The organism is Bacillus sp. JKS001846, from assembly GCF_900176455.1.
GTDB lineage: Bacteria > Bacillota > Bacilli > Bacillales > Bacillaceae_G > Bacillus_A > Bacillus_A cereus.
Genome location: NZ_FWYG01000001.1, coordinates 3,348,695 through 3,374,714 on the forward strand (window position 1 = coordinate 3,348,695; position 26,020 = coordinate 3,374,714).

Below are 26,020 nucleotides of genomic sequence, written 5' to 3' on the forward strand. Positions count from 1 at the left end.
ATGTTTCAATATGCAATTTTCTCTATTGCAAAGTCAACCTCGCCTCCTATATTATTTTAAATAATCATATGATAGGGAGGCGTATAAATGATCGTTAAACGTTTATTAATGATATGTTGTATCGTCATCTTGTTCATCCCTTTCTCTTTCATTCCCCCTCACTCTACTTATGCTGAAGTAAATACTGCATACAAAAAACATGAATTACGTGCTGTATGGATTGCATCTGTTCTGAATATTGATTGGCCCTCAAAAACTGGCTTACCCATTGAAAAACAGAAACAAGAATTTATAAGATTATTAGACGATGTAAAAAGCACTGGTATGAATGCAGTTGTTGTACAAATTAAACCAACCGCTGATGCTTTCTATCCTTCAAATTACGGTCCTTGGTCTGAATACATTACAGGAACACAAGGAAAAGATCCTGGTTATGACCCGCTTGCATTTATGATTGAAGAAACTCATAAAAGAAATATAGAATTCCACGCTTGGATTAACCCATACCGAATAACGATGAATCACACCGATATAAATCGATTATCAAATAATCACCCTGCAAGGCAACATCCCAATTGGGTTGTCCCTTATGGCGGAAAGTTATATTACAATCCCGGTATTCCAGAAGTGAAAAAATTTATAACAGAAGGTGCTTTAGAAATCGTGCAAAATTACGATATTGATGCGCTGCATATGGATGATTATTTTTATCCATATAAAGTAGCCGGTGAAGAATTTCCAGATCAGAAAACGTACGAAACATATAATAACGGTAGATTTACAAATATAGAAGATTGGCGACGTAACAATGTAAATGAACTTGTAAAAGATTTAAATACTGCTATGAAACAAGAAAAATCATATGTAAAGTTTGGCATTAGTCCGTTCGGCGTATGGAGAAATATAGCTGACGATCCGACTGGCTCTAACACAACCGCAGGCCAAAGAAACTATGATGACCTTTATGCTGACACACGTGAGTGGATACAAAAAGGATATATTGACTACATTACACCGCAAATATATTGGAATATAGGTTTCACCCCAGCTGCATATGACATATTAGTAGATTGGTGGGTTAAAGAAACAAATAACAAACCGATTCACCTATACATCGGTCAAGCGGCCTATAAAATTAATAATAACTCCGTCCCTGCTTGGTCTGATCCAGAAGAATATCCAAGACAAATTGCATTAAACCGGCTATATCCTGAAATAAAAGGTAGTATGCATTTTAGCTTAAAAGATATTAATAACAATCCACTTGGAGCTAAAGATAGACTCTCAAAAGACATATATAAATATCCTGCATTAATTCCGCCTATGCCTTGGCTTGATCATGATCCACCAAAACAACCGACTTTAAAAGGTGCCATTCCAAGAGATGAAGGTATTGCAATCGGTATCATTGACAATAGAGATAATGATTCTACTTATTACGCTATTTACCGCGCGAATGGGAAAAATGAAGTGGATATACAAAATCCGAAAAATTTACTTACTACTGTAAGAAAAACAAAACTTGGAGAAATTTATGTAGATAAAACCGTTATTTCTGGAGAAACGTATACGTATGTCGTAACTGCAGTTGATCGATTGCATAATGAAAGTGTGGCTTCTAGTCATACTACCGTTAGTGCAAAATAAAATCTCATAACAAAAAGCGCCCTAAAGCTGTGATACTTAGCTTTTAAGGCGCTTTTTGTTATTTATTCTTAAACTTCTCAGTCGCTGCTCTCATCTTCACATTTAAATCGTGATCAATTGAGTCGCGAATATCTCGCTCTACTACTTCCATTTCTTTTTGGAAATTTTCCAAGTAGATTTTCAGTTCTTCTTCCTTCTCTGGTCTTTGTGAAGGTGGTAATTGTACTACCAACGATAACATGGCCGTTAAATCTTTCATTAAGAACGTTTCAAGTTTATGTTGTTGTTCAAACATGCGTTGCTCTTGGTAGTACGGAAGTGCATTCAATACTGAAATTGTAATATCATCAACGGTTCTTTGTAATGAAGGATTTATTGAGCGTTTATACGCTTGAATTGTATTTAATGCGTCTGGATAACGGTCATAAAAATACAATTTGTAAAATGATAAGTCTGTCGGTTTTACAGTTTGTTGTGTTTCTTGTCTTAAGAAATCTTTCACTTTCATCGCAGCCACATCAATATCTTCATTCGTAAGCTTTTTCGTAGTTTTTGCCATTACATGCACTTTTTTCTGCTTTTCTTTCGGTAACATCGAGAAGACTTGTTCTCTCGTACGTTGACCTGATGCACAAAATAGAGTGTTTAGTGCATTTTGTTCTTTCTTTCCTTCAGTGCGAATCCAGCGATAAAACAGTGGATGTTGTGTAAATTCTTGTAGAAACGGTATTGATTTGTTTGATAACTTATCTAAAGAATCTTGCGCTCTTTTATATGGCTTCGTCCATGAAAAATACAGCTTCCGTCCGAAATATACGACTAAAACAACGACAGTAAATGCTATTAAAAGCAATGTACCGAGTAGTAATAGTACTGTTTGAATGAAACTCATTTGTTCACCTCCTCTAATAATCCGTTATTTCCTTGGACGCTGAATGAGTTTCTGCTTCATCTCATCATTAAATGTGTCTAGTTCAATAACAAACTTCTTACTTGACTCGATAATACGTTCTGACGATTTTTCAGATGCTTCAATTGCAGCGAACACATTTTGGAATGATTCACGTAATTTATCCATGCTAATAGCAGGGTTTTCAAGCAATTTTGTCGTTTCTTCTGTATTTTGTTTTAACGCTTGAGAATTACTTAATACCATCGATTCAATTGCTTCATTCGTCGCATTTACAGCATCAATTGTTTTACGTTGATTCGTTAATGCTAGCTGAATAGCAGCTGAAACTGTTACAACGTTTTGCGTCATCGTAATTGCATTACGTATTGCCTCTGTTAACTTTTCGTTATTTTTCTTAATGATGTCTACAGAAGCTATAGATTGTAATAATACACTTTTCGCTTGCTGCATATTACGTGTACGTACAAGTATCTTTTCTAACGCATCGTTAATTAATGGAATATCTCTTTGACGTTCTGGATTTTGTTTCTCAGCTTCCAGCATGCCAGCAAGCTTTTTCCCTAAGTATACTTGTTTATCAAGCGCATGAATTTTATCGTGCGATTGTTCTTTTAACATTTCAAGACCAACTGTATCCTCTTGTAAGTTATCACGGCCAATTAGAAGGGATCTAATAATTTCCTCGATTTGTTTATCTATAGATTGGTATTTATGCACATATGTTTCAAGTGGATTTTTCTTGAATACTTTAAACATTATTTTCTTCATACCACTTGCTTTAAGTGAATTGGGATCAAGCTCTGATACCACTTTCCGTAATTCTAACAATGTATTTGGAATTTCTTCATTTTTCCCATTCATCATCGCTGTTACAGGGCGTTTTAAAGCTGATAACGTTTGTCCTGCTGCCTGTTGCTCTTTATCCCCTAAATCTCCTAGCTGAGACAATACTTTTGATAAATCTGTATTTTGCTCGCTATTTAACTTTTGTACATAAAGATCAGCTTCTTTATTTAGTTCCTCTAATTCTTCATCTTTTATAACTGTATCAACTACTACTTCTACATTATTATCTTTCACAATGGATACAGGTTCTTTTTTCTCGAGTTCAGTCAACAAAATCGCTCCTTTATTTATATGTGCGAATTTATATGCACTATATTTCATCAATTATATCGTATTTCATATACATTCTGACTGCTTGAAATCGATTTTTTTAGAAATGCCTGTTTATGCAGTCATTCCCTGTTTCTTACTATAAGTATACCTGTAATCAACATAATTTTCCTCAGACTTAAGACCTAGAGAACGACATGCTGAAGGCGGATTCTTCGTATGTTACTATAAATTATGTTCTCCTATCCTACTGTACTCAATCTTTTGACATACACCCTTTTTCAATGTGATAATTATATTACGCTATACCCTATTTCTTCTTATGCGCTACAAATGCTCCATTTTGAAATGCCAATAAAACCGTTTCAAACATTTCATCTTCTTCTATCATTTTTCTAAACTCGGCTAATTCATTTGCATGAGAGGTTGCGTTATCAACAACAAGAAAACCCTTTGGTTGTAAAATGCGCTTTATATGCTCAAGCCACCACATGTATTGCGTACGCTCTGAATCTAGGAAAATAAAATCAAATGAATGATCTAATTGCGCATCTAAAAATGCCCCTGCTTCTTGATTATGAACATCAATCCTTTGTAAAAGGTTTGCCTTTTCAAAATTGACAAGTGCCTCTCCAACTCGTTCTGAAGAAAGCTCTACAGTTGTTACATTTCCATTTGTTTCTTCTACCGCATTAGCTAACCACAATGTAGAATAGCCATTAGAAGTTCCGATTTCTAAAATGTTTTTTGCGCTACACCCTTTTACTAAAATTGATAAAAATTGCCCCATCTCACGAGTAATATTCCGTAATTTTTCTTCCCGTGTTTTTTTATTTCGATCATGCTCTTCTCCATATTGTTCAAGTTGAAATAATAATGAATCTAACGTATCCATTTTTTTCATCGCCTTTCCAAAGCAATATGATGAAAAAGCTCTTGCTGCCCGTCTACTTTCATTATATGCGAAACAAAGACCTTTTTCCTATTATATGACAAAGATTTGAATTTTTTTATAGCATATTGTTTCGTTTTTTGGTAAAGTTAATTTCTACGTGCAATTATTCCATTCATATTATTTCATATTAAAATTGCAGTTATTAAATTATATAAACCCCATTTAAATGAATCGGTATTTCAAATTCAATTAAGCGCCCTTTTCGGACGCATTTTCTTTGTTTATATATTTCCAGAAGAAAGGATGCTTACAAATGAACGTGATTAGCTTAGATGCTGCTCGAAAACGAAAGCAGCATAAAAAATTAATGATTACTATACCGATTATTACACGTATTTATGAAGAAGACGGGGAAATTAAATTTGAGGTAGCTGGCGAAAAAGATGTACCTCTTGAAATGTTGGAAAAATAATAAAAAACGCATTTCTGAAGAAATGCGCTTTTTTATATTTTTACATTTAAATGCATAAGTTTTTCAGGGTTAACCATCATATAAATATTTGAAATTTTCTCATCCTCAAATGCAAACGAAAGAACATAAGTTACTTTATTGTTTATTGTAACTATAACTCCTGGTATACCATTGACCATTTTGAAATCAACAGTGTACTCTTCTGTCAATCGTTGTGCAATCCCAAAGAACAAACGTATAATTCGATCCGCAGAATAAATCGGGTTAATCGCAGTCGTAACTTTACCACCATCAGCTTTGAGTATAGCATCTGTTTTTAATACTTCTAACATACCTTCCGCATCCCCACACTGTAATGATGATACAAACTTTTCAATATAAGAAGCCATTTTCTCCGTGCTTAATTTTGATTGCTTCGGTTTCTCCAACATGCTTTTTCGTGCACGTTGAAAGATCTTCCTGCAGTTCACACTACTCTTATCAACAATTGAAGCTATTTCTTCGTATTCATAACTGAAAACCTCTCTTAATATGAAAACAATCCTTTCTACCTCAGATAATTGTTGTAAAAGTAATAAATATGCGGTGGAAAGGGATTCTTTCATTATAAATGACTTTGATGGCTCATCACTCTCTTCTACAATTGGCTCTGGCAACCACATCCCTACATACACGTTACGTTTATGCGCTGCCGATCGTAATTTATCAATTGAACGATTTGTCGTCATCTTACATAAATATGCTTTCATATTTTCTATAGATTGAAGATCTTCTATATTATTTAGCGAGATAAATACATCCTGAACGATATCCTCAGCATCCATAACACTCCCAAGGATTCTGTATGCTAACGAAAATAATAATAGTTGATACGCTTCATATAACTGCTCCGTTTCCATGATGAACTGCCTCACTTTCATATTGCTTTAAAATGTATAACGCTGCACGTTTCCCGCTTGCTACCGCAGCATCAGCTAATACTTCATCATGCCCTACCCAATCTCCTGCAACATAAACACCTGGCATTTCAGGTATATTAGGGCCCGCTTTTTCAACACGCTCAATATGAGGAAAATCATGTACTACTGTTATTTTCGGTAAATATTGCTGTGCAACAACTTCTCTTTTCCAATTTGGATGTAACAACTCCATCGTACTTTCCAACTGTTCTTTATCATCACGAATATGATTCATCTCGAGTACAGGATTATAGTACTTAATTAGACTCACTACAATTGATCCATCTTCACTTAATTTAGCTGCTCTCGATTGATTTGTGAAAAATATAGGTTGATCTAATCCTAATACAAATTGATGTGTAGGATTGGGTAATTGTCTCAAGCCAATATCTAATGCAGCAACAGTAACCGGTACCGATTGTTCACTCCATCTATGCAGACTTGTTCCTTCTGCACCTTTTATTATTTTACAAGCTTCTTTCGGCGGAGTCGTCACGATGACTGCGCCTACTTCAAAAACCTCATCATCAACACAATGTATTCTTTGTTTACCTTCGGAATGCTCAATTTCCACAACATGCTTTTTAGCCAAAAACTGCACCCCGATATCATTCGCTATAGCTCTTAATTTTGTTATTATCGTCTCCCAACCACCATCTACATAAAGCACTCCCTCTTTTATAGAAAGCTGTATTTGCTTTAGTACAGATGATGCTAATTGTATTGTAGGAGCAAACGTATATGTTGTTGTTCGGCATAGCGCATAAAATATATTGCGAACCATTGGATCTTTTATTTCATTTTCTGCCCATGTAGTTAGACTCATTTTCGGAACTTCTCCTACATCTAAATTTCCTAAACGAATCATAAGACGTGAGAATTGTACTTTTGCAGACCAAGAAAGTAGTGGTGTTGATAAAATTGAGTAAAAATCTGTTGGGATAGTGAATATATCCCCTTTCCATATTCCATGTGCTTTTGTAGATGGTATTCCACCTGGAAGAGTCATACCAAGCTCATTAAAAGTTATAAACGCTGCCCCGCCTCTATATAAAGCATGTGCACCAAGATTCATGCAGATTCCATTTTTATTTGTAGTCATCCCTCGGCCACCGAATTGACTGGACTTTTCTAATACAATCACTTTCCTTCCAGCTTTCGCTAAATATATAGATGCTGTTAATCCAGCAAGCCCACCGCCAACAATTGCTATATCAAATGTATTCATAATAAAATCCCTCCTTAATCGTTCTACATACAAGACGAACGATTAAGGAGGGATGTGACATAAAAATAAATTTTTATTATCCTACTTTATTTCATTACTTTTTAATTCGATCATATTGCATACGAAATAACTCAATTGCAAATGGAATATCCTCTTCACTCTTTAAATAATAACTGATCCATCCTGATTCAGGTAATACGTGATGTGGTTTTACCAAGCCTTGCTTCACTAATTCATCTCGCTTTAACTTCGGAAATGGTAAATCAGCTAATTTATCACCATGAAGATGGCCAAGTTCTTTCTTGCCATAATTTATTTCAATACCACCAAATCGATGCGGTTTTTCAGAAACACCCGCCCAGCTGAGTACTTCATTTCTAATCATTTCACTAAATGACATGAACATTCACTCCTTATAAATGATTGATGTAATTTTAAATTAACATTTTCATTACTTTTTTCCATCAATCCAAAGTATGAATGGGAATACGAATATAGTTTGGTCTTAACACCTTATTCTTTATGGAATAAGTGAATTTATTAAGCTACCGACAACAGCACAAAACAAAGACTAGACACATATCCTAATTTTGTAACCTAACTTACCTATAGAAAGGCGGGTAATACAATTGACTGCCAACATCGACTATACCTCCCCACAACCAATTTTACTTATGATGTAAATAAAAGTAATTTTTTTCGGAAAGATGCCCAAAATTATATAAATGTACTTGGTATTAAACAATTAAATACTTTAGAAAATACTTCTTTATTAGATATTTATTTAAGTACAGGAAATGTTGTAGAACCACATATTCATCAAAATGCAGCTGAACTTGTTTATTGTATTTCAGGGTCTGCTGTTGTTTCTTTACTTAATCCATTTACGAATCAAATATTAAACTTACCGATAAAACCCGGGCAAGTTGCCAACATTCCACAAGCGTGGTGGCATTACGAAATTGCTACAGCAGATAATACTCATTTATTAGCTATTTTCAATGCTCCAACTCCAGAAGTTATTTTCGGTTCTGACATTTTAAGGTTAACTCCAGCTCATATGATGGCCCATACTTACTGTCTCAATGAACAACAATGGAAACAAGCGGTTTCCCCTATTCAATCAACTACTGTAATTGGTCCTCCGGCAAACTGCAATCAAAACCGTGAAATGAAAAATTATCCAACCCAGCCCCTCGCTCAACAACATAATCTGTATCACCAAGATTCTTATTACTTTCCTCTTTACTGGGGCTATTAATTTGTAAATTTTCAAAAGAATCATCATTTATCTCCTAGGAAAATACCGAGGAGATTTTTTTATTGTATCTTCTCTTCCTATTAAAAATAGTAACAATTGATAGTGTACATACATATAATATTTATATATTAAATTGGAGGTGATAGTACTATGAGTAATTATAACTATCGAAAAAACTACTCTTATAATAAAAATAGTAGCTCTTCAGCATCCTCTCAATCTTCCAATTCTCAATCTTCCAATTCCCAATCGCAAAGAGAATTAGCCGAGCAAGGCTATGTAAAGAAAAAAGGATGTAACTGTAATAAAAATAAATAGTTTATTTTATGGATGAATTCTTTTTTAAAAGAATTCATCTTTTTTTACTGACCGGAAATTTTTAAAGTTACATAACTTATTACTAAAATGAGAAAGGGTAAATTATACTTTTTTATACGAACTTAACAAAGAGTAATTGTTCAATTGATTTATTACTTATTTCCCCCAAAAATATAGTCCTTCCTAAATTTATTAGGAAGGACTATATACAAACCCCTGTTTAATTTCCTACTAAACATTGTAACAAATTAAACGATATTAATACCTGCACTTACAAATCCAGCAACTGCAGCTATTGGACTTGCTGCTGTTAATGAAACATACAGTAGTATTTTATCTCCAGCAGCTACTGGAATAGCTTCAGCTATGATACCTGATGCTGTAGAACCAATCGCTATTGCGGCAAATGCTGGCGTTAATAATAGAGGTGCACCTTGTACTGTAAACGTATTGCTTGCTGCAGGTGCAGTTAATATTTGTATTTGCACTTGAACAGGTGATATTGGAGCTAATGCAGCTGTTGCACTAAAGAAACCTGCTAATGACGTGATAGTTCCTGCACGTGGTGCTACAAATGCATAATCACCTACACCTAATGCTAATGTGATACTAGTTCCACCTGTTAATGCTACACCAGGCTGACTAAATCCAAATCCAAGAAGAGTTCCTGTATTAGCTACTAACGCGTTAACTAACGCAGATGGTGTTGTACCTGAAGCAAATGGAATAATAGCTCCGCCACCAGCTGCACCAGTTGCTCCTGTTAAGCCCGTTGCCCCTGTTGGACCTGTTGCTCCTGTTGCTCCTGTTGCTCCTGTTGGACCTGTTGCCCCTGTTGCTCCTGTTGGACCTGTTGCTCCTGTTACTCCTGTTGCTCCACCAGTACCTGCTGGACCTGTCGCTCCTGTTGGGCCTGTTGCTCCTGTTACTCCTGTTGCTCCACCAGTACCTGCTGGACCTGTCGCTCCTGTTGGGCCTGTTGGGCCTGTTGCTCCTGTTGCTCCTGTTGCTCCCGTTGGCCCTGCTCCGGTTCCTGCTGGGCCCGTTGGACCTGTTGGACCTGTTGGACCTGTCGCCCCTGGAGTAGCATTGATTAATTGAATTAATAAATTAAAAAGAAGTTGTAAAGTTGCAGAATCAACATTTGAGTTGCAGGATATAGGGATAAGATCTAAAGCGAAGAAGAATTGTGCAAGGGCGCTATAAAATTGTTGCAATAATGTTGACAATTGTCCTAAATTAGGTGCTGGAGATTGTAATAAAACTATAATACTTTGAGTTAATTGTTTCAAAAAATTAACTTCTGGGGAAGGTAATAAGGAATTTAAGAAAATTAAAAATTGATTAAATAAATCGAGTAACACTAATCTGTTTGCATTACTTGGATTTGCAAAAAATGCTGAAATAGCTGATACTAATGAGTTTAGTAAAGTAATTAATTGACTTAATTGTTCCCTAGTAATAGGAACTGACTGTGGATTTTTACAACAATCTGCTGAAAAAACAATCGGATTGCAGTTATTATGATCAAAACAATCATTATGTTTCATTTATTTCCTCCTTACTTTTCTTATAGTTGAGTGTTTTCCTATTCTAAGTACTATAAAAGATGCCATTGAAAAATGTAGTTGAGTTATATGTTTCTCTTAAAATAGGAAACATGAATGATAATCAAACTTGAAAACGTCATTTAATTATGTTCATGACTCACATATTAATTATATGTTTTTAATAATTGACTGCTTAGATTAAATACCTAAACTTAAGAGTTTATTTTATTTTTCCACGTTTATCTCTTAGGTTCAAAGACACATTTTAATTTGAATACAAAAACCGAATTTACGATTAACATATATTCCGCAAGTAACAACATCATTTTTTCATATAAATAAAGAACATTTCCTTACTAAAATTGGGCTCACCTTATAAAGGTGAAGCCGTTTCTATTATAAAAAACTCTCATACAATATAGTGGACAAGTTATTTTATACTTCGTTCTAATAAAATATTGTAAGGAGTGAAAATTAATTGCCTATCATTCAACCATTTATGGCATCTAGAAGATTTACATCCACACTAGGAGCCGGCACAGGTACAGGTGCAGCTTTTGCAATTGCTGCCACAGCTTGTTTAAACGATGCGGGTACTACTGCAACCGCTTTTCCGACTTTCACGTATTACAACTTATATGTGAACGGTATTCTTCAACCAAGCGTGAACTCCAGTGTTACTACTGGTCCTACTGGTGCTATTACAATTCCTGGTGGGGATGCATTAGACGGCGGAATTCCAATTACAATTGAATTTATCGTCACTTAATGTTAACGAATGTAATTCAGAACAAAAAAGACAGATTCCTTTTCATTAAGAATCTGTCTTTTTTAATTAATAATAATAAATTGTAAAATAATTGAAGCACCTTGCGATGGTGGTTGGTTATCCAATAAAGTTAGTTTACCAGTACTAACTTCATAGAATGGTTGTGGTTGCAAAATTCCATTGATAAACAAATTTATATACGAAACCTCACTAGGTGAAAGTATATTCGTTGTACCATATTGAGCTATGCCATCTGCATCTGTATATATAAGTTTCTCTCCATCTGAAAAAGTGTAAAATAACAAATTAGTTGTTGTTATAGGGCCAATCCCCCAGTAGGACCTGTTGTTCCTGTTGCTCCCGTTACTCCTGTCGCTCCTGTTGCTCCTGTTACACCCGTTTCTCCTGTTGCTCCCGTTGCTCCCGTTGCTCCCGTTGCTCCCGTTGGTCCTGTTGCTCCCGTTGCTCCCGTTTCTCCCGTTGTTCCTGTTGATCCTGTTGCTCCTGTTGCTCCCGTTACTCCCGTTGTTCCTGTTGCTCCCGTTGCTCCCGTTGCTCCCGTTGCTCCCGTTGCTCCCGTTACTCCCGTTTCTCCCGTTACTCCCGTTATTCCTGTTATTCCTGTTGCTCCTGTTATTCCTGTTGCTCCCGTTACACCCGTTGCTCCTGTTACTCCCGTTGCTCCCGTTGCTCCTGTTGCTCCCGTTGGTCCTGTTGCTCCTGTTGCTCCCGTTGGTCCTGTTGCTCCTGATGGACCTGTTGATCCTGTTGCTCCTGATGGACCTGTTGATCCTGTTGCTCCTGATGGACCTGTTGATCCTGTTGCTCCTGATGGACCTGTTGATCCTGTTGCTCCTGTTGGGCCTGTTGCTCCTGATGGACCTGTTGATCCTGTTGCTCCTGATGGACCTGTTGCTCCTGTTGGGCCTGTTGCTCCCGTTGGACCTGTTAATCCTATTGCTCCTGTTGCTCCTGTTGCTCCTGTTGGAATATATATTGGTGGAAGAGCTGAAAATGTAGGTCCAATATTCTCAGGTTCTATCTTACCTTTATTTATTGATAATTTATCATTCCGCTTCAATTTAATTCCTCATTCCACATATTTTTAATTAACTTACATAAGTATGATTCTATTATTAAGAAATGCTTTCATAACTATTCTTTTTTCCTTCCAAATGATTCATACATATATTAAACATTTTACCGTTGCTATAACTCCTATTAATATAATAAAATGATAGTTCCATTCCAAAAACACGAAACTTATTGCATTCTAATTTAAAAATGAGGTAATTTATACTCAAGATAAAAATGAAAAAAGAATAGAAAAACTAGTATCAACGACTCTTGAAATTATTCTTCCATACAGACTTACTGAACCTACCAGAAATACTGGGTCAATAGTTACAACAAACTCTATGTTCGCTAATAATACATTAGGTGATCCCATCACTGTGATATTAGGCGGAACTAATATTCCTCTTTCTAATAACCAAAGCCTCGGTAATTTTACAGTTAACGCCTCAAACGATATATTTACAATTCCTGTAACCAGAAGATAGCATTTAACCTATCAAGTTAATACGACAACTGCTCTACTCGCTGGAACAAAACTACTATTAAACGCTTCTACTCCACTTCCTGGTTCTATTTTTTCTCCCGCTATATCAACTTCAAATTATAACAATAATTTAATTGCCGATACTACAATTTCACTTCAATTATTCGGCGTATTATACATCGTTAATTTGGTTGGAGGTGGTTCAACAGGTGCCTCTCTAACAATTATACGAATCGATTTAAAAATGATTCATTCTTTTTCTAATAAACATTATTAAATACTAAGTCTGTCATGATAAGAACCTCCCAATTATTTCATAAAAGTGGTGGCGCATTAAAGAACAAATTGTACTATATTCATAGTAGAAACTATCTATACTAAATTTTCCGTATATATATTATCAATTTACACTGACTTCCACCGATGTTACATTAAATATGAAGACAGTTTCTTTTTTACGAACCATCTCAATACGTATTTGAGAAACGTACTCCAATCCTATACGCGAGAGCAATACTATGTTGACACTCAGATGAGTGTCTTTTTTTGTGAGTAATAAAAAATAAAAACCATCTCTTAAAGATGGTTTTATCTTTTGTTACTATAAATGTAAACTTATGCAGTTGGATAATAAATTGTCATGCTTAATCGAGTCAAAGATTCCCCTAAATTATAATAAGAGTGTGATCTATCGGCCTTAAAACGAATTGAATCTCCACTATTTAATTTATATTGACAGTTATTCAATTTTACTGTCAATTCACCTTCAAATACCGTTATAAATTCTTCTGCGCCTTCTTTATGCCCTTCTGAACTTAATTTCCCTTCTGTTTCTATTTCCACTGTATACATTTCAAAATGTCTATCATCTTGAAATGGAAAAGAAGGATACACTTTATATTTTCCATTGTCTTCAGACAATACTTGAATATCTTTTCTTAAAATCACTTTCGTATCAGGCTGAGGATTATTGATTAAAGAAGTAAAAGAAACTTTCAAGCCATTTGCAATTTTCCATATTGTTGTTAGTGTCGGACTTGATTCCCCTCTTTCAATTTGTCCAATCATTGTTTTACTTACACCTGTTAATTGAGAGACCTTTTCTAAACTTAATTTTTCTTTTTCACGTATTGATTTTAAATTTTTTGCCAGAATAAGTTGAATTTCTTCCATAAAAAACACTCCTACACCGCATACAATATAACGACCGTTATGTATAATAAAAAGCACACGTTATATTGTTCTTTTTGATCATTATAACATACAAAAATTGGGAGGTTTTGAAATGCCTATATTTTCTTTTTTGTTATTTGTATTTATAAGTAGCTTCACACCTGGTCCCAACAATTTCTTAGCTATGACATACGCAAATCAACATGGATTAAAGAGAAGCATAAACTTTTGCTTTGGAGTAGCATTCGGTTTTTTCATCCTCACTTCTTTATGCAGTTTCTTTAATATTGTTTTAATTAATATTATCCCTATAATTGAATTTCCTTTAAAAATTTTAGGTGTCGCGTATATGCTATATTTAGCCTTTAAAATAATTACTAGTAAAGGCGGTGCAGATCACAATGAAAAAAATAATAAAAACTTATTTACAGTGGGTATTTTCATTCAATTTGTTAATCCAAAAGGAATATTATTCGGGCTCACAGTAGTCTCTACTTTTATACTCCCCTACTACAATTCATATTCAAGTTTTCTGCTTTTCTCATTATTTCTAGGTATAGTCGGTTTACTAAGTACATTTAGTTGGAGTTTATTTGGTTCAATATTCCAAAAAATATTAGTAAAACATAACCAATTATTCAACATCATTATGGCTGTTTTATTAGTTTTCAGTGCCGTTTCAATCGTTATACACTAATTCGATGCTCATTTTAGATTTTGTACTTTTTAATACCACTCTTTATCAATCAGACTACTTTATATACTAATCCATCCACATACCCTATGTGGTTTAAAACTTTTAAGAGGAAACCTTCTAACAATAGGTTTCCTTCCATATCATATTAAATAAGAAGCAGGTTAAATACGGAGGTGATTTTGATTAAGACTACTTTAATTTCTCATTTTTACAATGAAGAATATTTACTTCCATGGTGGTTAATGCACCATACAAAGCTATTTGATCATGGCATTCTTATTAATCGTGGATCCACTGATCGTTCAGTTGAAATCTGTAAAACATTCGCTCCTAATTGGGAAATACGAAACTCAAAATCACTCGAATTTGATGCTTATTTAGTTGATCAAGAAGTTATGGAAATTGAAAGAGAAATTACAGGATGGAAAATGGTATTGAATACGACAGAATTCCTGTGCTGTTATAATAAAGAACAATTTTTCAAATTACTTAGCACTATGGGTGGCAATATGTTTTCAATAAGAATGATTATGATGATTGATGAACCGAGTTATGGCTACACTAATCCAAGATATAGCTCTCCGCTTGTTAAACAACGTTATCACGGCATAATAACTCAACCTAATCCAAACCAACTATATCTTAACGGTAGATTAATTCACAATAATTCGCACGGGAACTATAGAGTCGGGAGACATGGTTCGCATTATCCTTATAGCATTTACATGGAACCTGCTTTTATTTTTAAATTTTTTTATAGTCCATGGAACGATGCAATGAAAAAACGAAAATTACAAATTGGGCCGACTCTTTCTCAACATAGTGTACAGCGTGGACTAGGTTCACATCACTTAACAACAATTGAAAAATTAGAAACAAAATACAAATTCTATGCAACTTTAACTACGGACCTCCGGTTATTCCCAGAATACCAAATTATATTTCCTGACCTTTATCCTTAATGTCATGAATATTTAGTTTCCACATCCATCCGTTTTTTATTAACATATCAACTCCAACTAAATATTTTTCTCTAGTAGAAATCTGAGCTAGGACTCTTGCTGCGCGCAGATTCCTCTTATTTAATGTCGTATCACCAGCCTATAATCTTTCATACCATTTCATTGAGTACCTGATGTTGGATTAGAAATAAAAAATGGCAATTCATTTGGAAAATTTTCAATTTCAGATTATATACCTTCTAAAACAAAGTATTAAAACAATAGAACCTAAACTAATGTCTTAAGTTATGGCTTTATTTTTTTCTTATTATTCACTTTAAAATCTTTTTATAATAATATTGAAAAATACAGTATAATATAAATTACTGTTCTTTGGGAGGGTTATAATGTCTGATAAGTATAAAATTTTCATTCTTATTGTTACCGCATCTTTTTCTTTCTTTTCCTTAATAAAAGATTTCCGCAACACTTCAAAAAGTTTCTTTTGGGGTAGTTTTGTAATTCTTACAAGCTTCATAATACTTTTAACACTCGCTTTAGATTTAACTCAAATACTCCTATATTCAGCGCAAATTGCGCTTGAAATTATTACAATACCACATAAACTCTTTCTACCATCTGTCACTGAAGCCGCTATTATTTGCTAACAAAGTATTTTAATTTTCTTATGCATGCCAAAATATATTTTGGTAAATTTGACACACATTTATATCAAAAAAGCATATTTTATTGTATGGTGACTATCTAATAATACAAATTTTAAATTTTTATAAGATCCTTTTATTTTTAATTAAAAATTTACAACATTCTAAAACAGTATGCACATAATATCCTCAATTCCCTTTTTCAACATGAAACTTGTCTCAGAGCGCCTTTAAAAGCGCTCTTTATCTTTATAAAGGTTTTATTAAAATTTAGGTTAAAAATTAATACCCTATAGTCATGATAGCTATTTACTGTTTCCAAAATAAGTTGCATTAATAATATAGAAATGAAATACCTATAAAAATTATTACTTTACTATTTCTTTAAACATGCTAGTGAGGTGATTTCGATAGATTATCAAAACAAAGATATGTTCATTAACTTTTCACTTTTAGATATTAACCGTATTATTCTCCCACATTCTCCTACTGGGGCTACTGGACCTACCGGGGCTACCGGTTCCACTGGACTTACTGGCTCTACTGGGACTACTGGGGCTACTGGCTCTACTGGTTCCACTGGTTCCACTGGTTCCACTGGGACTACTGGAGCTACCGGACCTACTGGACCTACTGGACCTACCGGTTCCACCGGACCTACTGGAGCTACTGGAGCTACCGGACCTACTGGAGCTACTGGTTCCACTGGGACTACCGGGGCTACTGGAGCTACCGGGGCTACCGGTTCCACTGGACTTACTGGCTCCACTGGGACTACCGGGACTACCGGGACTACCGGTTCCACTGGACCTACTGGGACTACCGGGGCTACTGGGGCTACCGGGGCTACTGGAGCTACCGGGACTACCGGTTCCACTGGACCTACTGGGACTACCGGGGCTACTGGAGCTACCGGGGCTACTGGAGCTACTGGGACTACCGGTTCCACTGGGACTACTGGGACTACCGGGGCTACTGGAGCTACCGGGGCTACTGGCTCTACTGGTTCCACTGGACCTACTGGAGCTACCGGTTCCACTGGACTTACTGGCTCCACTGGGACTACCGGGGCTACTGGCTCTACCGGACCTGCTGGACCTACCGGGGCTACTGGCTCTACTGGAGCTACTGGACCTACTGGTTCCACTGGGACTACCGGGGCTACTGGAGCTACTGGTTCCACTGGACTTACTGGCTCCACTGGGACTACCGGGGCTACTGGGGCTACCGGGGCTACCGGTTCCACTGGACTTACTGGCTCTACTGGGGCTACTGGAGCTACTGGTTCCACTGGGACTACCGGGGCTACTGGAGCTACCGGTTCCACTGGACCTACCGGGGCTACCGGTTCCACTGGACCTACTGGAGCTACTGGGCCTACCGGGGCTACTGGAGCTACTGGACCTACTGGAGCTACCGGGGCTACTGGCTCTACCGGGGCTACCGGATCTACTGGACCTACTGGTTCCACTGGGACTACCGGGGCTACTGGAGCTACTGGTTCCACTGGACTTACTGGCTCCACTGGGACTACCGGGGCTACTGGGGCTACCGGGGCTACCGGTTCCACTGGACTTACTGGCTCTACTGGGGCTACTGGCTCTACTGGTTCCACTGGGACTACCGGGGCTACTGGAGCTACCGGTTCCACTGGACCTACCGGGGCTACCGGTTCCACTGGACCTACTGGAGCTACTGGGCCTACCGGGGCTACTGGAGCTACTGGACCTACTGGAGCTACCGGGGCTACTGGCTCTACCGGTTCCACCGGATCTACTGGACCTACTGGTTCCACTGGGACTACCGGGGCTACTGGAGCTACTGGTTCCACTGGACTTACTGGCTCCACTGGGACTACCGGGGCTACTGGCTCTACCGGTTCCACTGGAACTACCGGGGCTACTGGAGCTACCGGTTCCACTGGACCTACCGGGGCTACCGGTTCCACTGGACCTACTGGAGCTACCGGTTCCACTGGACCTACTGGAGCTACCGGTTCCACTGGACCTACTGGACCTACCGGTTCCACTGGACCTACTGGAGCTACCGGGGCTACTGGCTCTACCGGTTCCACTGGACCTACTGGACCTACTGGGCCTACCGGGGCTACTGGAGCTACTGGACCTACTGGAGCTACCGGGGCTACTGGCTCTACCGGACCTACTGGACCTACCGGGGCTACTGGCTCTACTGGTTCCACTGGACCTACTGGAGCTACCGGTTCCACTGGACTTACTGGCTCCACTGGGACTACCGGGACTACTGGGACTACCGGGGCTACCGGTTCCACTGGACCTACTGGGACTACCGGTTCCACTGGAGCTACCGGGGCTACTGGAGCTACCGGACCTACTGGACCTACCGGTTCCACTGGACCTACTGGAGCTACTGGGCCTACCGGGGCTACTGGAGCTACTGGACCTACTGGAGCTACCGGGGCTACTGGCTCTACCGGACCTACTGGAGCTACCGGGGCTACTGGCTCTACTGGTTCCACTGGACCTACTGGAGCTACCGGTTCCACTGGACTTACTGGCTCCACTGGGACTACCGGGACTACTGGGACTACCGGGGCTACCGGTTCCACTGGACCTACTGGGACTACCGGTTCCACTGGAGCTACCGGGGCTACTGGAGCTACCGGACCTACTGGACCTACCGGTTCCACTGGACCTACTGGAGCTACTGGAGCTACCGGACCTACTGGACCTACCGGGGCTACTGGAGCTACCGGGGCTACCGGTTCCACTGGACCTACTGGGACTACCGGGGCTACCGGTTCCACTGGACTTACTGGCTCTACTGGGGCTACTGGCTCTACTGGTTCCACTGGACCTACTGGATCTACTGGGACTACCGGGGCTACTGGAGCTACCGGGGCTACTGGAGCTACCGGGGCTACCGGGGCTACCGGGGCTACCGGGGCTACCGGGGCTACCGGGGCTACCGGGGCTACCGGGGCTACCGGGGCTACCGGGGCTACCGGGGCTACCGGGGCTACCGGGGCTACCGGGGCTACCGGTTCCACTGGACCTACTGGCTTCACTGGCTCCACTGGGCCTACCGGGGCGGCTAGTGTAGGATTAACAAACTATCTATATGTTTTTGATACTACTAACCAATCAATTGCAGTAGGAAGTAGTGTTACTTTTAACACAAATGGACCTATAACAGGAACTGCCCTTAGCCACATCACAGGTACTGGAAATATTATAATTAATACACTAGGAACATATGTAGCAGAGTTTCAATTACAAGCTTCTCGCGAAAACCAATTCTCCCTCGAACTAAATGGTACACCAATTCCAGGTGGGCGTTTTGGTACGGGGTCACCACATTCAATAAATCAAGGTACTGCTGCTTTTACCGTAACAGTTGTTCCTTCAACATTGACTTTAATAAATAACACCTCTTCAGCAGGTACTATCACTCTCTCAAATAGTGATGGTGGCTCTTTAACAAATGTATCTGCAAGTATAAGTATTTTTCAGGTCGGATAATTAATTTGGTTAGAAAAGTAATTCATAAAGTTTACAAATAAAAAAATGAGGCTTCTCTTTTCTAGAGAAACCTCATTTTTTTTATTAAATTTTAAACTGACTCGTATACAGATCAAAATAAAACCCTCTATCTTCCATAAGAGACTCATGATTCCCTCTTTCTAAAATTCTTCCATCCTTTATAACAAGGATTTGATCTGCTTTTTCAATTGTTTTAAGTCGGTGAGCGATTACAAAACTTGTGCGACCTCTCATTAAATTATTTAGTCCTGCTTGTATTTGTAATTCTGTTCTTGTGTCAATATTAGATGTCGCTTCATCGAGAATTAATATATCTGCATCTGCTAAAATTGCTCGTGCAATCGCAAGAAGTTGTTTTTGTCCTTGACTTAAATTCGATCCTTCTGAAGCAATTTCTGTTTCATATTGATTTGGCAAATGCTTAATAAAAGAATGTGCAGATGCTGCCTTAGCTGCAGTGATAACTTCTTCATCAGTAGCATCTAAGCGTCCATAACGGATATTATCCATAATCGAACCAGCAAATAAATACGTATCCTGTAAAACTACTCCTATTTTACTTCGTAAAGAATTAATATCATAATCTTTTATATCTTTTCCATCAATATGAATTTGTCCTTGCTGTATATCGTAAAAGCGAGTTAACAAATTAATGATTGTTGTTTTCCCTGATCCAGTCGGGCCAACTAAAGCAATTGTCTCTCCTGGCTGCGCTTTAAGACTCACTTCTTTTAAAATCGTTTTATTCTCTGCATAGCCAAATGAAACATTCTCAAGTGCAACATGCCCTTGTAAATTTTGTACAACAAATGCGTCTTTTTTATTTTGAATTTCTGGTACCTCATCCATAATCTCAAAAACACGTTCTCCACCAGCAACTGCCGCTTGAATTGTATTCATTAAAGTCGCAAATTGACTTAGCGGTCTTGAGAATTGACGAGAATAATTAATAAAAGCCGCAATAACTCCTACTGTTGTCATTCCGTTTAAGACCATAACTGATCCAGTCCCAATGACAAGCCCCATACCTAAGTTATTAATAAAGTTCATACTTGGAAAAATAAAAGCTGAAAATGTATCAGCCTTCGTAGCTGAAACTCTTAGCTGTTCATTAATTTTATTGAACTTTTGTACAGTTTCTTTTTCTTTTCCATACAACGTTGTAACATCCGCACCTGTAATTGCTTCCTCAATAAATCCATTTAATTCACCTAAATCTTTTTGACGCTTCGCAAAGTTTTTACCACTATATGCAACTAGTTTTTTTGTAACGTAAAACATAATAGGTACTGTAATTAAAGTTACAATTGCTAAAATCCAATTTAAGGCGAACATCGCAATCGTTACACCTATAAAAGTTAGCGCTGATGAAATAATTTGTACAACACTTTGTGTCAAAGCTTGGTTCAAATTATCTATATCATTTGTCACACGGCTCATTAAATCACCTTGAGAACGCACATCAAAGAACCGTAAAGAAAGCGTTTGGATTTTCTCAAAAATATCTTGTCGTATTTTTTGAATTGTTTTTAATGCAACGTTAATCATGATAAATGTTTGTAACCATGTTAAAAGTACAGTTACACCGTAAATCGCGATAAGTAACATACACATTCTTGCTGTACCACTTAAATCTTTCGGTACAATATATTGATCTATAATGACTCCCATAAAATAGGGACCTAATAATCCAAGTAAAGTAGTAACAACGACTAGAAATATAACAAACATTAGAGCAGCTTTTTGATAGCCCATATAGTTCCATATCCGCATTACAGTTCCTTGGGCATTTTTAGCTTTTCCCATCTTCGGTGTGTTTCGTCCACCTTTATTAGCAAATTGCCCTTGAAAATTACGCATGTTCTTCCCCACCTTCTTTATGCAAATTACCACCTTGGGAAAGATAAATTTCCTGATAAACCTCACTTCGTTCTAACAATTGTTCATGTGTACCATTGCCAACTAATTCACCATTATCTAATACAAGTATTTTATCCGCATCCATTATGGAAGAAATTTTGGACGCGATTAATAATGTCGTTGTGCCTTTATATTTTGTTTTTAAAGCTGTTTGAATAGTAGCCTCTGATTTTGCATCAACTGCTGATGTAGAATCATCTAATATGAGAATCGGTGGTTTTCTCACAAGTGCCCTTGCAATTGATACACGTTGTTTTTGTCCACCTGATAGATTTGTCGCACCTTGTGTTAAATTATATCGATAAGATTCTTCCAGCTTATTGATAAACTCAGTCGCACAAGCTGATGCAGCTGCTACTTCCAGCTCATCATGTGTTACATTTTCTTTACCATAACGTAAATTCTCTTCTATACTACCTGAGAACAACAAAGCCTTCTGAGGTACAAACCCTATTGAAGCACGGAGTTTTTGCAAATCATATGTTTTAACATCTATTCCATCTATACATATTTCACCTTGATCCACATCATATAGACGTGGTAACAGTTTCGCTAAGGTAGATTTACCACTTCCAGTTGATCCAATAATCCCTACTTTTTCACCTTTTTGTATGCTAAACGAAATATCTTTTAAAACGTATTCATTATTTTTCGTATAGCTATAACTAACATTTTTAAATTCGATATTCCCCTCGATTTTCTCAGGTTCGATTGCATTAGCTGCGCTTATAATATCAACCTCGGTATTTAACACTTGCTGTACACGATCCGCAGATGGAAAAGCTCGCGCAATTTGAATAAATACCATGCTAATCGACATAAGTGACATTAAAATGATATTCAAGTAATTAATAAATGCCAAAATCGCTCCTACTTGAAGCGTTCCATTGAATACTTTTTCTCCACCAATCCATAATGTTGCGACAATCCCGCCACTTACAACTAGCATAATGATTGGCATCATTAAAGAAATAAGTTGCACAGCTCGAATATTTATCTTCGTTAAATTTGTATTTACATTTCCAAATTGGGCGATTTCGTATTTTTGTCTTACATACGCTTTTATAACACGTACACCAGATAAATTTTCTTGTAACTTTGTATTCACTTTGTCCAATGCCTCTTGCACCTTTTTAAATGTACCACTTGCTTTACTTGCAATTAAAATAATCGCAAGTAATAAAATCGGAACAACTACAAGTAATATTGGAAATAACTCTCGCGCTGTTACAAAAACAATAATTATACTTCCCATAAATAACAGTGGACCACGAACGAGAACACGTAATGTCATCGTCATTGCCGATTGAATGGAAGTGATATCATTCGTCACGATCGTTAATAATTTACCTGTTCCAAATGAATCACGATTATTACTAGAAAATGTTTCTATTTTCGCAAACACATCTTTTCGTATGTCTGTAGCGAAATTAACAGCTGCTTTTGTAGAATACATCATACACCCAAGCCCTCCAACTAAACCGAGTGCTGCTGCTCCTATCATAAGAAGCCCCATTTTTATTACATAATTTAAATCCCGATTTGCAATCCCAACATCAATGATATGTTGCATAATAGTCGGTTGAATTAAGTCCATCGCAACCTCAAGTACCATAAATAGCGGTCCAATAATAGCGAAGAACATGTATGGTTTTAAATACTGTAATAACTTACGAAATGATTTCATACATAATCTCCTTTTCCCATGAAATTACCACTGAATAATTCATATCCCTCCTTATTTAAGCGATATTTTTTGTAATTTCTTCATTACTTCTATTATATTATGTAAATTAATATTTAACATTATTAAATGATAAGTATTAATGACTTTCTGGTCAATAAATGTGCTTTATATTATGTAAATACAAAAACCGCATTCTTAATGAAAAGAATACGGTTTTTTCATCTATATTTCTTCAATTGTAAAATTTAAAAACTCAGTCTCAAATCCCTTATTTTTAGAAGGACTACACGTGTAAAAACCTATTTTAATAGGCTCATTCCCTATATCCTCCATTAAATGAGCGATTCTTATTTGTTCCCATTGATGGCTCTTTTTCACATATATTGTATAATCACCGCGTTTTCGAATAATTCGAAAACGAAGTTGTTGCTTAGCTGCTTCAGTTGGATAATCTTGCGTTGACCAGTCAGAATATCCATTATTCGTTACGACAGCACCTAAGTGAGATGGCCCTTCAGGGATATATTCTAAAGATGTTTTTAGCCAACAGTTCTCCGAAATCATAACAAAAAGACCTGCTTGATCGAATTTTGAATTTGGATTCATACGTAACTGAACTTCAGCTTGAAAGTCTGTCATCATCTCATTATAAAATACATGACCATTCATTACTTCAAAACCATAATGTGTTTTAAGCCAAAAATCGGTTTCTGCTTTCGAACGGACAATAAACGCATGATTATCATTAATTTTATAGTATTCAGGTACATTCATTATAGTGAGTTGCTCAATACGTTCTGGTATATACGATATATTCATAGCTCCTCCATAATAAAGCATTTATATAGACATTTAAAACTCCGCTAATACTGGAAATTTATAACCTTTAAAATCTAACTCTTTATCACTTCGAACCATTAAATACTTGCGAGACTGTAATTCAGTAAACTGTACATCCTCAACCCCTAATTGATCCGGAGAAAAATAAAATTCGATTTCGGTAAACCTTTCATTGATTTCTCCACATAATTCATCTAAAACCGGAAGTACTGGCGCAAATACTCCAAATAATTTCAACTTTTCATTGTCTACTTCATAAACGATTAGAGCATCTAGTTTCTCTGAATAATACAATTTCTCATTCCATTCCGAATCATACATATTCAAATAAAATGAAGGATGGAAGTTTAAAGTTGAAAAACTATTTGAAAGTCTTTGGCTACTATCAATCGTTTCATGTATTAACTGTCTATTCTCTATATTATAGAAATCTAACTTTTTAAGTAGTGAATCGTTATTATTAATATTTTTATCATATGGTATAGTCATCAAATATTCCTGCACAACTTTAAATCCAAATGCTGTATATAGTTCAGGTTTTTCCGTAAACAATAATGCACATTCACATTTCTTATCGATTTCCTCTATCATTTTACTCATTAATTGTGTCATTAGCCCTTGTCTACGGAAATTAGGGTGTGTCATTACTGATTGAATACCCGCCGCATTTATTTTTTCACCATTAATTAATAATGGGAGTGAAAATGCCGAAACATTTGCAATCACTTTATCTTCTTGTAAAAATGATAAAGCTTTATATGTATCATCCCAATATCCTTTATCCGAAAAATCATTCAATGTTTGAGTTGTAATTCCAAACACTTCTTCAAATAAAGGAAATAACTGCTCTCTTTTCGGTTCTTCTATTAGAAGACTTGCCAATTTTTCAACATTCCCCATGTTGTACCTCCAAATGTTAAATTCCATTAAATTAGATATACTTATATGACCTACTCTTAAAAATAGAGGTCTTACCAATCAATATACTATCATAAAACATAAAAAAAAAGTCTAATTAATTTTATGTTTCGACTATTTGAAAATAAGTCGAATAAAAAAATATTAAGATTTTCGGATATTAATTAGTTTATTTTATAAAAATAGCGCTTTCTAATTAGCTTTTACTAATAGAAATACACTATTTATAATAAAATATTTTTATTCTTTTATCCCTTCAAGTCTTTCCTTCGTATTAATTTCTTCTCCACTTATACGCTTTTCAAAAGACTTTCTCCAACTATTTGAAAGTGCATTTACTTCTAATATCCTTTTTACCCCTTCAATATTTTGTTTTTCCTTATGCATGATACGGTTAGCGAATGCTACTGAAACACCTTTTGGATCAGACTGTAGTCTTTTTAAGGTGTCGACTGATGATACCCATCCTTCTTTTAATACACGAAAATAAAATCCTGTATATCCTGTTTCTTGAAAATATAGTGGTAACTTTGGAATATTATATTTTTTTGCTAATTTAAAACAAGGTTGCCTTGGTTGTGTTACCTGTACGATTGCCTGTCCTAGCTCAAACGTATCACCAATACAAACATCCTCTTCGCTCATACCACTAACTGTTATATTTTCTCCGAAAGCCCCATATACAAGATCTTGATTCAATTCTTTTTCCCAGTATGGATAGTGATCACCAGTATAAACACAAACTGCTTTATCTACTCCTCCATGATGAACTAAGTCAGCTTGTCCATCCCCATTAAATTTTACAAAGGATAAATATACCGGTTCCTTTACTTGTTTCTTATTTATGCCTGTATGAATTACCTTTCCGCCGTATGTAACCTCTTTTGGTAATCCTATATTTAAAGATAATAATTGATATTCATTAGCCACTCTATTTCCTCCTTTAAAGGTGTTACATGTATTTTCTCT

At 36.7% G+C, this 26,020-nt stretch carries 20 protein-coding genes and 3 pseudogenes; 8 read left to right on the plus strand and 15 right to left on the minus strand.

What is annotated here, in order from left to right:
* Positions 1-87: 87 nt before the first annotated feature.
* Positions 88-1,647, plus strand: coding sequence for a glycoside hydrolase family 10 protein (locus B9A45_RS17900; protein ID WP_016109963.1), 1,560 nt, complete (start codon positions 88-90; stop codon positions 1,645-1,647).
* Between the two features lie 58 nt (positions 1,648-1,705).
* Here B9A45_RS17900 and B9A45_RS17905 read toward each other — a convergent pair whose 3' ends face one another.
* The 3 genes from B9A45_RS17905 to B9A45_RS17915 all read right to left on the minus strand — a co-directional run bounded on the left by B9A45_RS17905 (position 1,706) and on the right by B9A45_RS17915 (position 4,580).
* Positions 1,706-2,539, minus strand: a complete 834-nt coding sequence (locus B9A45_RS17905) for a DUF3974 domain-containing protein (RefSeq protein ID WP_016109962.1) — start codon at positions 2,537-2,539, stop codon at positions 1,706-1,708.
* 24 nt (positions 2,540-2,563) lie between these two features.
* Positions 2,564-3,676, minus strand: coding sequence for a toxic anion resistance protein (locus tag B9A45_RS17910; RefSeq protein ID WP_000137407.1), 1,113 nt, complete (start codon positions 3,674-3,676; stop codon positions 2,564-2,566).
* A gap of 310 nt (positions 3,677-3,986) precedes the next feature.
* On the minus strand, positions 3,987-4,580 hold the full coding sequence (locus B9A45_RS17915) for an O-methyltransferase (RefSeq protein WP_016109961.1): 594 nt from the start codon (positions 4,578-4,580) through the stop codon (positions 3,987-3,989).
* A 304-nt stretch (positions 4,581-4,884) separates the two neighbouring features.
* Between B9A45_RS17915 and B9A45_RS32235 the strand changes: the two genes are divergently transcribed.
* A complete protein-coding gene (locus B9A45_RS32235) occupies positions 4,885-5,043 on the plus strand; it encodes a hypothetical protein (RefSeq protein ID WP_001100984.1) in 159 nt (52 codons plus the stop codon).
* A gap of 32 nt (positions 5,044-5,075) precedes the next feature.
* On the opposite strand, the gene B9A45_RS17930 is transcribed toward B9A45_RS32235, so the two are convergent.
* The 3 genes from B9A45_RS17930 to B9A45_RS17940 all read right to left on the minus strand — a co-directional run bounded on the left by B9A45_RS17930 (position 5,076) and on the right by B9A45_RS17940 (position 7,630).
* Positions 5,076-5,942: a sigma-70 family RNA polymerase sigma factor gene (locus B9A45_RS17930; protein WP_084064435.1), complete on the minus strand. Its 867-nt coding sequence runs from the start codon at positions 5,940-5,942 to the stop codon at positions 5,076-5,078.
* Complete coding sequence (locus B9A45_RS17935) at positions 5,920-7,230, minus strand: phytoene desaturase family protein (RefSeq protein ID WP_084064437.1); 1,311 nt, start codon at positions 7,228-7,230, stop codon at positions 5,920-5,922. Before B9A45_RS17935 ends, B9A45_RS17930 begins: the two co-directional genes overlap by 23 nt.
* Positions 7,231-7,324: 94 nt before the next feature.
* Positions 7,325-7,630: a luciferase domain-containing protein gene (locus B9A45_RS17940; RefSeq protein ID WP_000010319.1), complete on the minus strand. Its 306-nt coding sequence runs from the start codon at positions 7,628-7,630 to the stop codon at positions 7,325-7,327.
* A gap of 229 nt (positions 7,631-7,859) precedes the next feature.
* Here B9A45_RS17940 and B9A45_RS17945 point away from each other — a divergent pair.
* Positions 7,860-8,491: pseudogene (locus tag B9A45_RS17945) on the plus strand (cupin domain-containing protein).
* Between the two features lie 566 nt (positions 8,492-9,057).
* Here B9A45_RS17945 and exsJ read toward each other — a convergent pair.
* On the minus strand, positions 9,058-10,359 hold the full coding sequence (gene exsJ, locus B9A45_RS17950) for an exosporium protein ExsJ (RefSeq protein ID WP_084064443.1): 1,302 nt from the start codon (positions 10,357-10,359) through the stop codon (positions 9,058-9,060).
* Positions 10,360-10,837: 478 nt separating this feature from the next.
* On the opposite strand from exsJ, the gene B9A45_RS17955 reads away from it, so the two are divergent.
* Positions 10,838-11,128 carry a DUF4183 domain-containing protein gene (locus B9A45_RS17955; RefSeq protein WP_001121647.1) on the plus strand — a complete coding sequence of 97 codons (291 nt, stop codon included), beginning with the start codon at positions 10,838-10,840 and terminating at the stop codon, positions 11,126-11,128.
* Positions 11,129-11,190: 62 nt separating this feature from the next.
* On the opposite strand, the pseudogene B9A45_RS33170 reads toward B9A45_RS17955, so the two are convergent.
* Positions 11,191-12,209, minus strand: a pseudogene (locus B9A45_RS33170) (DUF4183 domain-containing protein).
* Positions 12,210-12,420: 211 nt separating this feature from the next.
* On the opposite strand from B9A45_RS33170, the pseudogene B9A45_RS17965 reads away from it, so the two are divergent.
* A pseudogene (locus B9A45_RS17965) lies at positions 12,421-12,966 on the plus strand (hypothetical protein).
* Between the two features lie 338 nt (positions 12,967-13,304).
* Here B9A45_RS17965 and B9A45_RS17970 read toward each other — a convergent pair.
* Entirely contained in the window at positions 13,305-13,862 is a 558-nt protein-coding gene (locus B9A45_RS17970; RefSeq protein ID WP_000391298.1) for a helix-turn-helix domain-containing protein, read from the minus strand.
* 112 nt (positions 13,863-13,974) lie between these two features.
* Between B9A45_RS17970 and B9A45_RS17975 the strand changes: the two genes are divergently transcribed.
* From B9A45_RS17975 to B9A45_RS17985, 3 genes are all read left to right on the plus strand, one after another.
* A complete protein-coding gene (locus tag B9A45_RS17975) occupies positions 13,975-14,559 on the plus strand; it encodes a LysE family translocator (RefSeq protein WP_001121272.1) in 585 nt (194 codons plus the stop codon).
* Positions 14,560-14,738: 179 nt separating this feature from the next.
* Entirely contained in the window at positions 14,739-15,521 is a 783-nt protein-coding gene (locus B9A45_RS17980) for a glycosyltransferase family 2 protein (protein ID WP_000598283.1), read from the plus strand.
* A gap of 386 nt (positions 15,522-15,907) precedes the next feature.
* The gene (locus B9A45_RS17985) at positions 15,908-16,168 is read left to right on the plus strand and encodes a hypothetical protein (protein ID WP_084064445.1); all 261 of its coding nucleotides are present in this window, start codon (positions 15,908-15,910) and stop codon (positions 16,166-16,168) included.
* A 415-nt stretch (positions 16,169-16,583) separates the two neighbouring features.
* Here B9A45_RS17985 and B9A45_RS32500 read toward each other — a convergent pair whose 3' ends face one another.
* From B9A45_RS32500 to B9A45_RS18015, 6 genes are all read right to left on the minus strand, one after another.
* Entirely contained in the window at positions 16,584-19,220 is a 2,637-nt protein-coding gene (locus B9A45_RS32500; RefSeq protein WP_218673384.1) for a hypothetical protein, read from the minus strand.
* Positions 19,221-19,749: 529 nt separating this feature from the next.
* The gene (locus B9A45_RS17995; protein WP_016109946.1) at positions 19,750-21,546 is read right to left on the minus strand and encodes an ABC transporter ATP-binding protein; all 1,797 of its coding nucleotides are present in this window, start codon (positions 21,544-21,546) and stop codon (positions 19,750-19,752) included.
* On the minus strand, positions 21,539-23,293 hold the full coding sequence (locus B9A45_RS18000) for an ABC transporter ATP-binding protein (protein ID WP_016109945.1): 1,755 nt from the start codon (positions 23,291-23,293) through the stop codon (positions 21,539-21,541). Before B9A45_RS18000 ends, B9A45_RS17995 begins: the two co-directional genes overlap by 8 nt.
* Positions 23,294-23,515: 222 nt before the next feature.
* A complete protein-coding gene (locus tag B9A45_RS18005) occupies positions 23,516-24,112 on the minus strand; it encodes a DUF1349 domain-containing protein (protein WP_016109944.1) in 597 nt (198 codons plus the stop codon).
* Between the two features lie 33 nt (positions 24,113-24,145).
* Entirely contained in the window at positions 24,146-25,033 is an 888-nt protein-coding gene (locus tag B9A45_RS18010) for a GNAT family N-acetyltransferase (protein WP_016109943.1), read from the minus strand.
* 258 nt (positions 25,034-25,291) lie between these two features.
* Positions 25,292-25,981: an MOSC domain-containing protein gene (locus tag B9A45_RS18015; protein WP_001262998.1), complete on the minus strand. Its 690-nt coding sequence runs from the start codon at positions 25,979-25,981 to the stop codon at positions 25,292-25,294.
* Positions 25,982-26,020: the final 39 nt, after the last annotated feature.

What these genes read in the sequence shown, in the direction of transcription:
- B9A45_RS17900 (WP_016109963.1), top strand. Translation starts at nt 88, where the DNA reads ATGATCGTTAAACGTTTATTAATGATATGTTGTATCGTCATCTTGTTC.
- B9A45_RS17905 (WP_016109962.1), bottom strand. Translation starts at nt 2,539, where the DNA reads ATGAGTTTCATTCAAACAGTACTATTACTACTCGGTACATTGCTTTTA.
- B9A45_RS17915 (WP_016109961.1), bottom strand. Translation starts at nt 4,580, where the DNA reads ATGAAAAAAATGGATACGTTAGATTCATTATTATTTCAACTTGAACAA.
- B9A45_RS32235 (WP_001100984.1), top strand. Translation starts at nt 4,885, where the DNA reads ATGAACGTGATTAGCTTAGATGCTGCTCGAAAACGAAAGCAGCATAAA.
- B9A45_RS17930 (WP_084064435.1), bottom strand. Translation starts at nt 5,942, where the DNA reads ATGGAAACGGAGCAGTTATATGAAGCGTATCAACTATTATTATTTTCG.
- B9A45_RS17935 (WP_084064437.1), bottom strand. Translation starts at nt 7,230, where the DNA reads ATGAATACATTTGATATAGCAATTGTTGGCGGTGGGCTTGCTGGATTA.
- B9A45_RS17940 (WP_000010319.1), bottom strand. Translation starts at nt 7,630, where the DNA reads ATGTCATTTAGTGAAATGATTAGAAATGAAGTACTCAGCTGGGCGGGT.
- exsJ (WP_084064443.1), bottom strand. Translation starts at nt 10,359, where the DNA reads ATGAAACATAATGATTGTTTTGATCATAATAACTGCAATCCGATTGTT.
- B9A45_RS17970 (WP_000391298.1), bottom strand. Translation starts at nt 13,862, where the DNA reads ATGGAAGAAATTCAACTTATTCTGGCAAAAAATTTAAAATCAATACGT.
- B9A45_RS17975 (WP_001121272.1), top strand. Translation starts at nt 13,975, where the DNA reads ATGCCTATATTTTCTTTTTTGTTATTTGTATTTATAAGTAGCTTCACA.
- B9A45_RS17985 (WP_084064445.1), top strand. Translation starts at nt 15,908, where the DNA reads ATGTCTGATAAGTATAAAATTTTCATTCTTATTGTTACCGCATCTTTT.
- B9A45_RS17995 (WP_016109946.1), bottom strand. Translation starts at nt 21,546, where the DNA reads ATGCGTAATTTTCAAGGGCAATTTGCTAATAAAGGTGGACGAAACACA.
- B9A45_RS18000 (WP_016109945.1), bottom strand. Translation starts at nt 23,293, where the DNA reads ATGAAATCATTTCGTAAGTTATTACAGTATTTAAAACCATACATGTTC.
- B9A45_RS18005 (WP_016109944.1), bottom strand. Translation starts at nt 24,112, where the DNA reads ATGAATATATCGTATATACCAGAACGTATTGAGCAACTCACTATAATG.
- B9A45_RS18010 (WP_016109943.1), bottom strand. Translation starts at nt 25,033, where the DNA reads ATGGGGAATGTTGAAAAATTGGCAAGTCTTCTAATAGAAGAACCGAAA.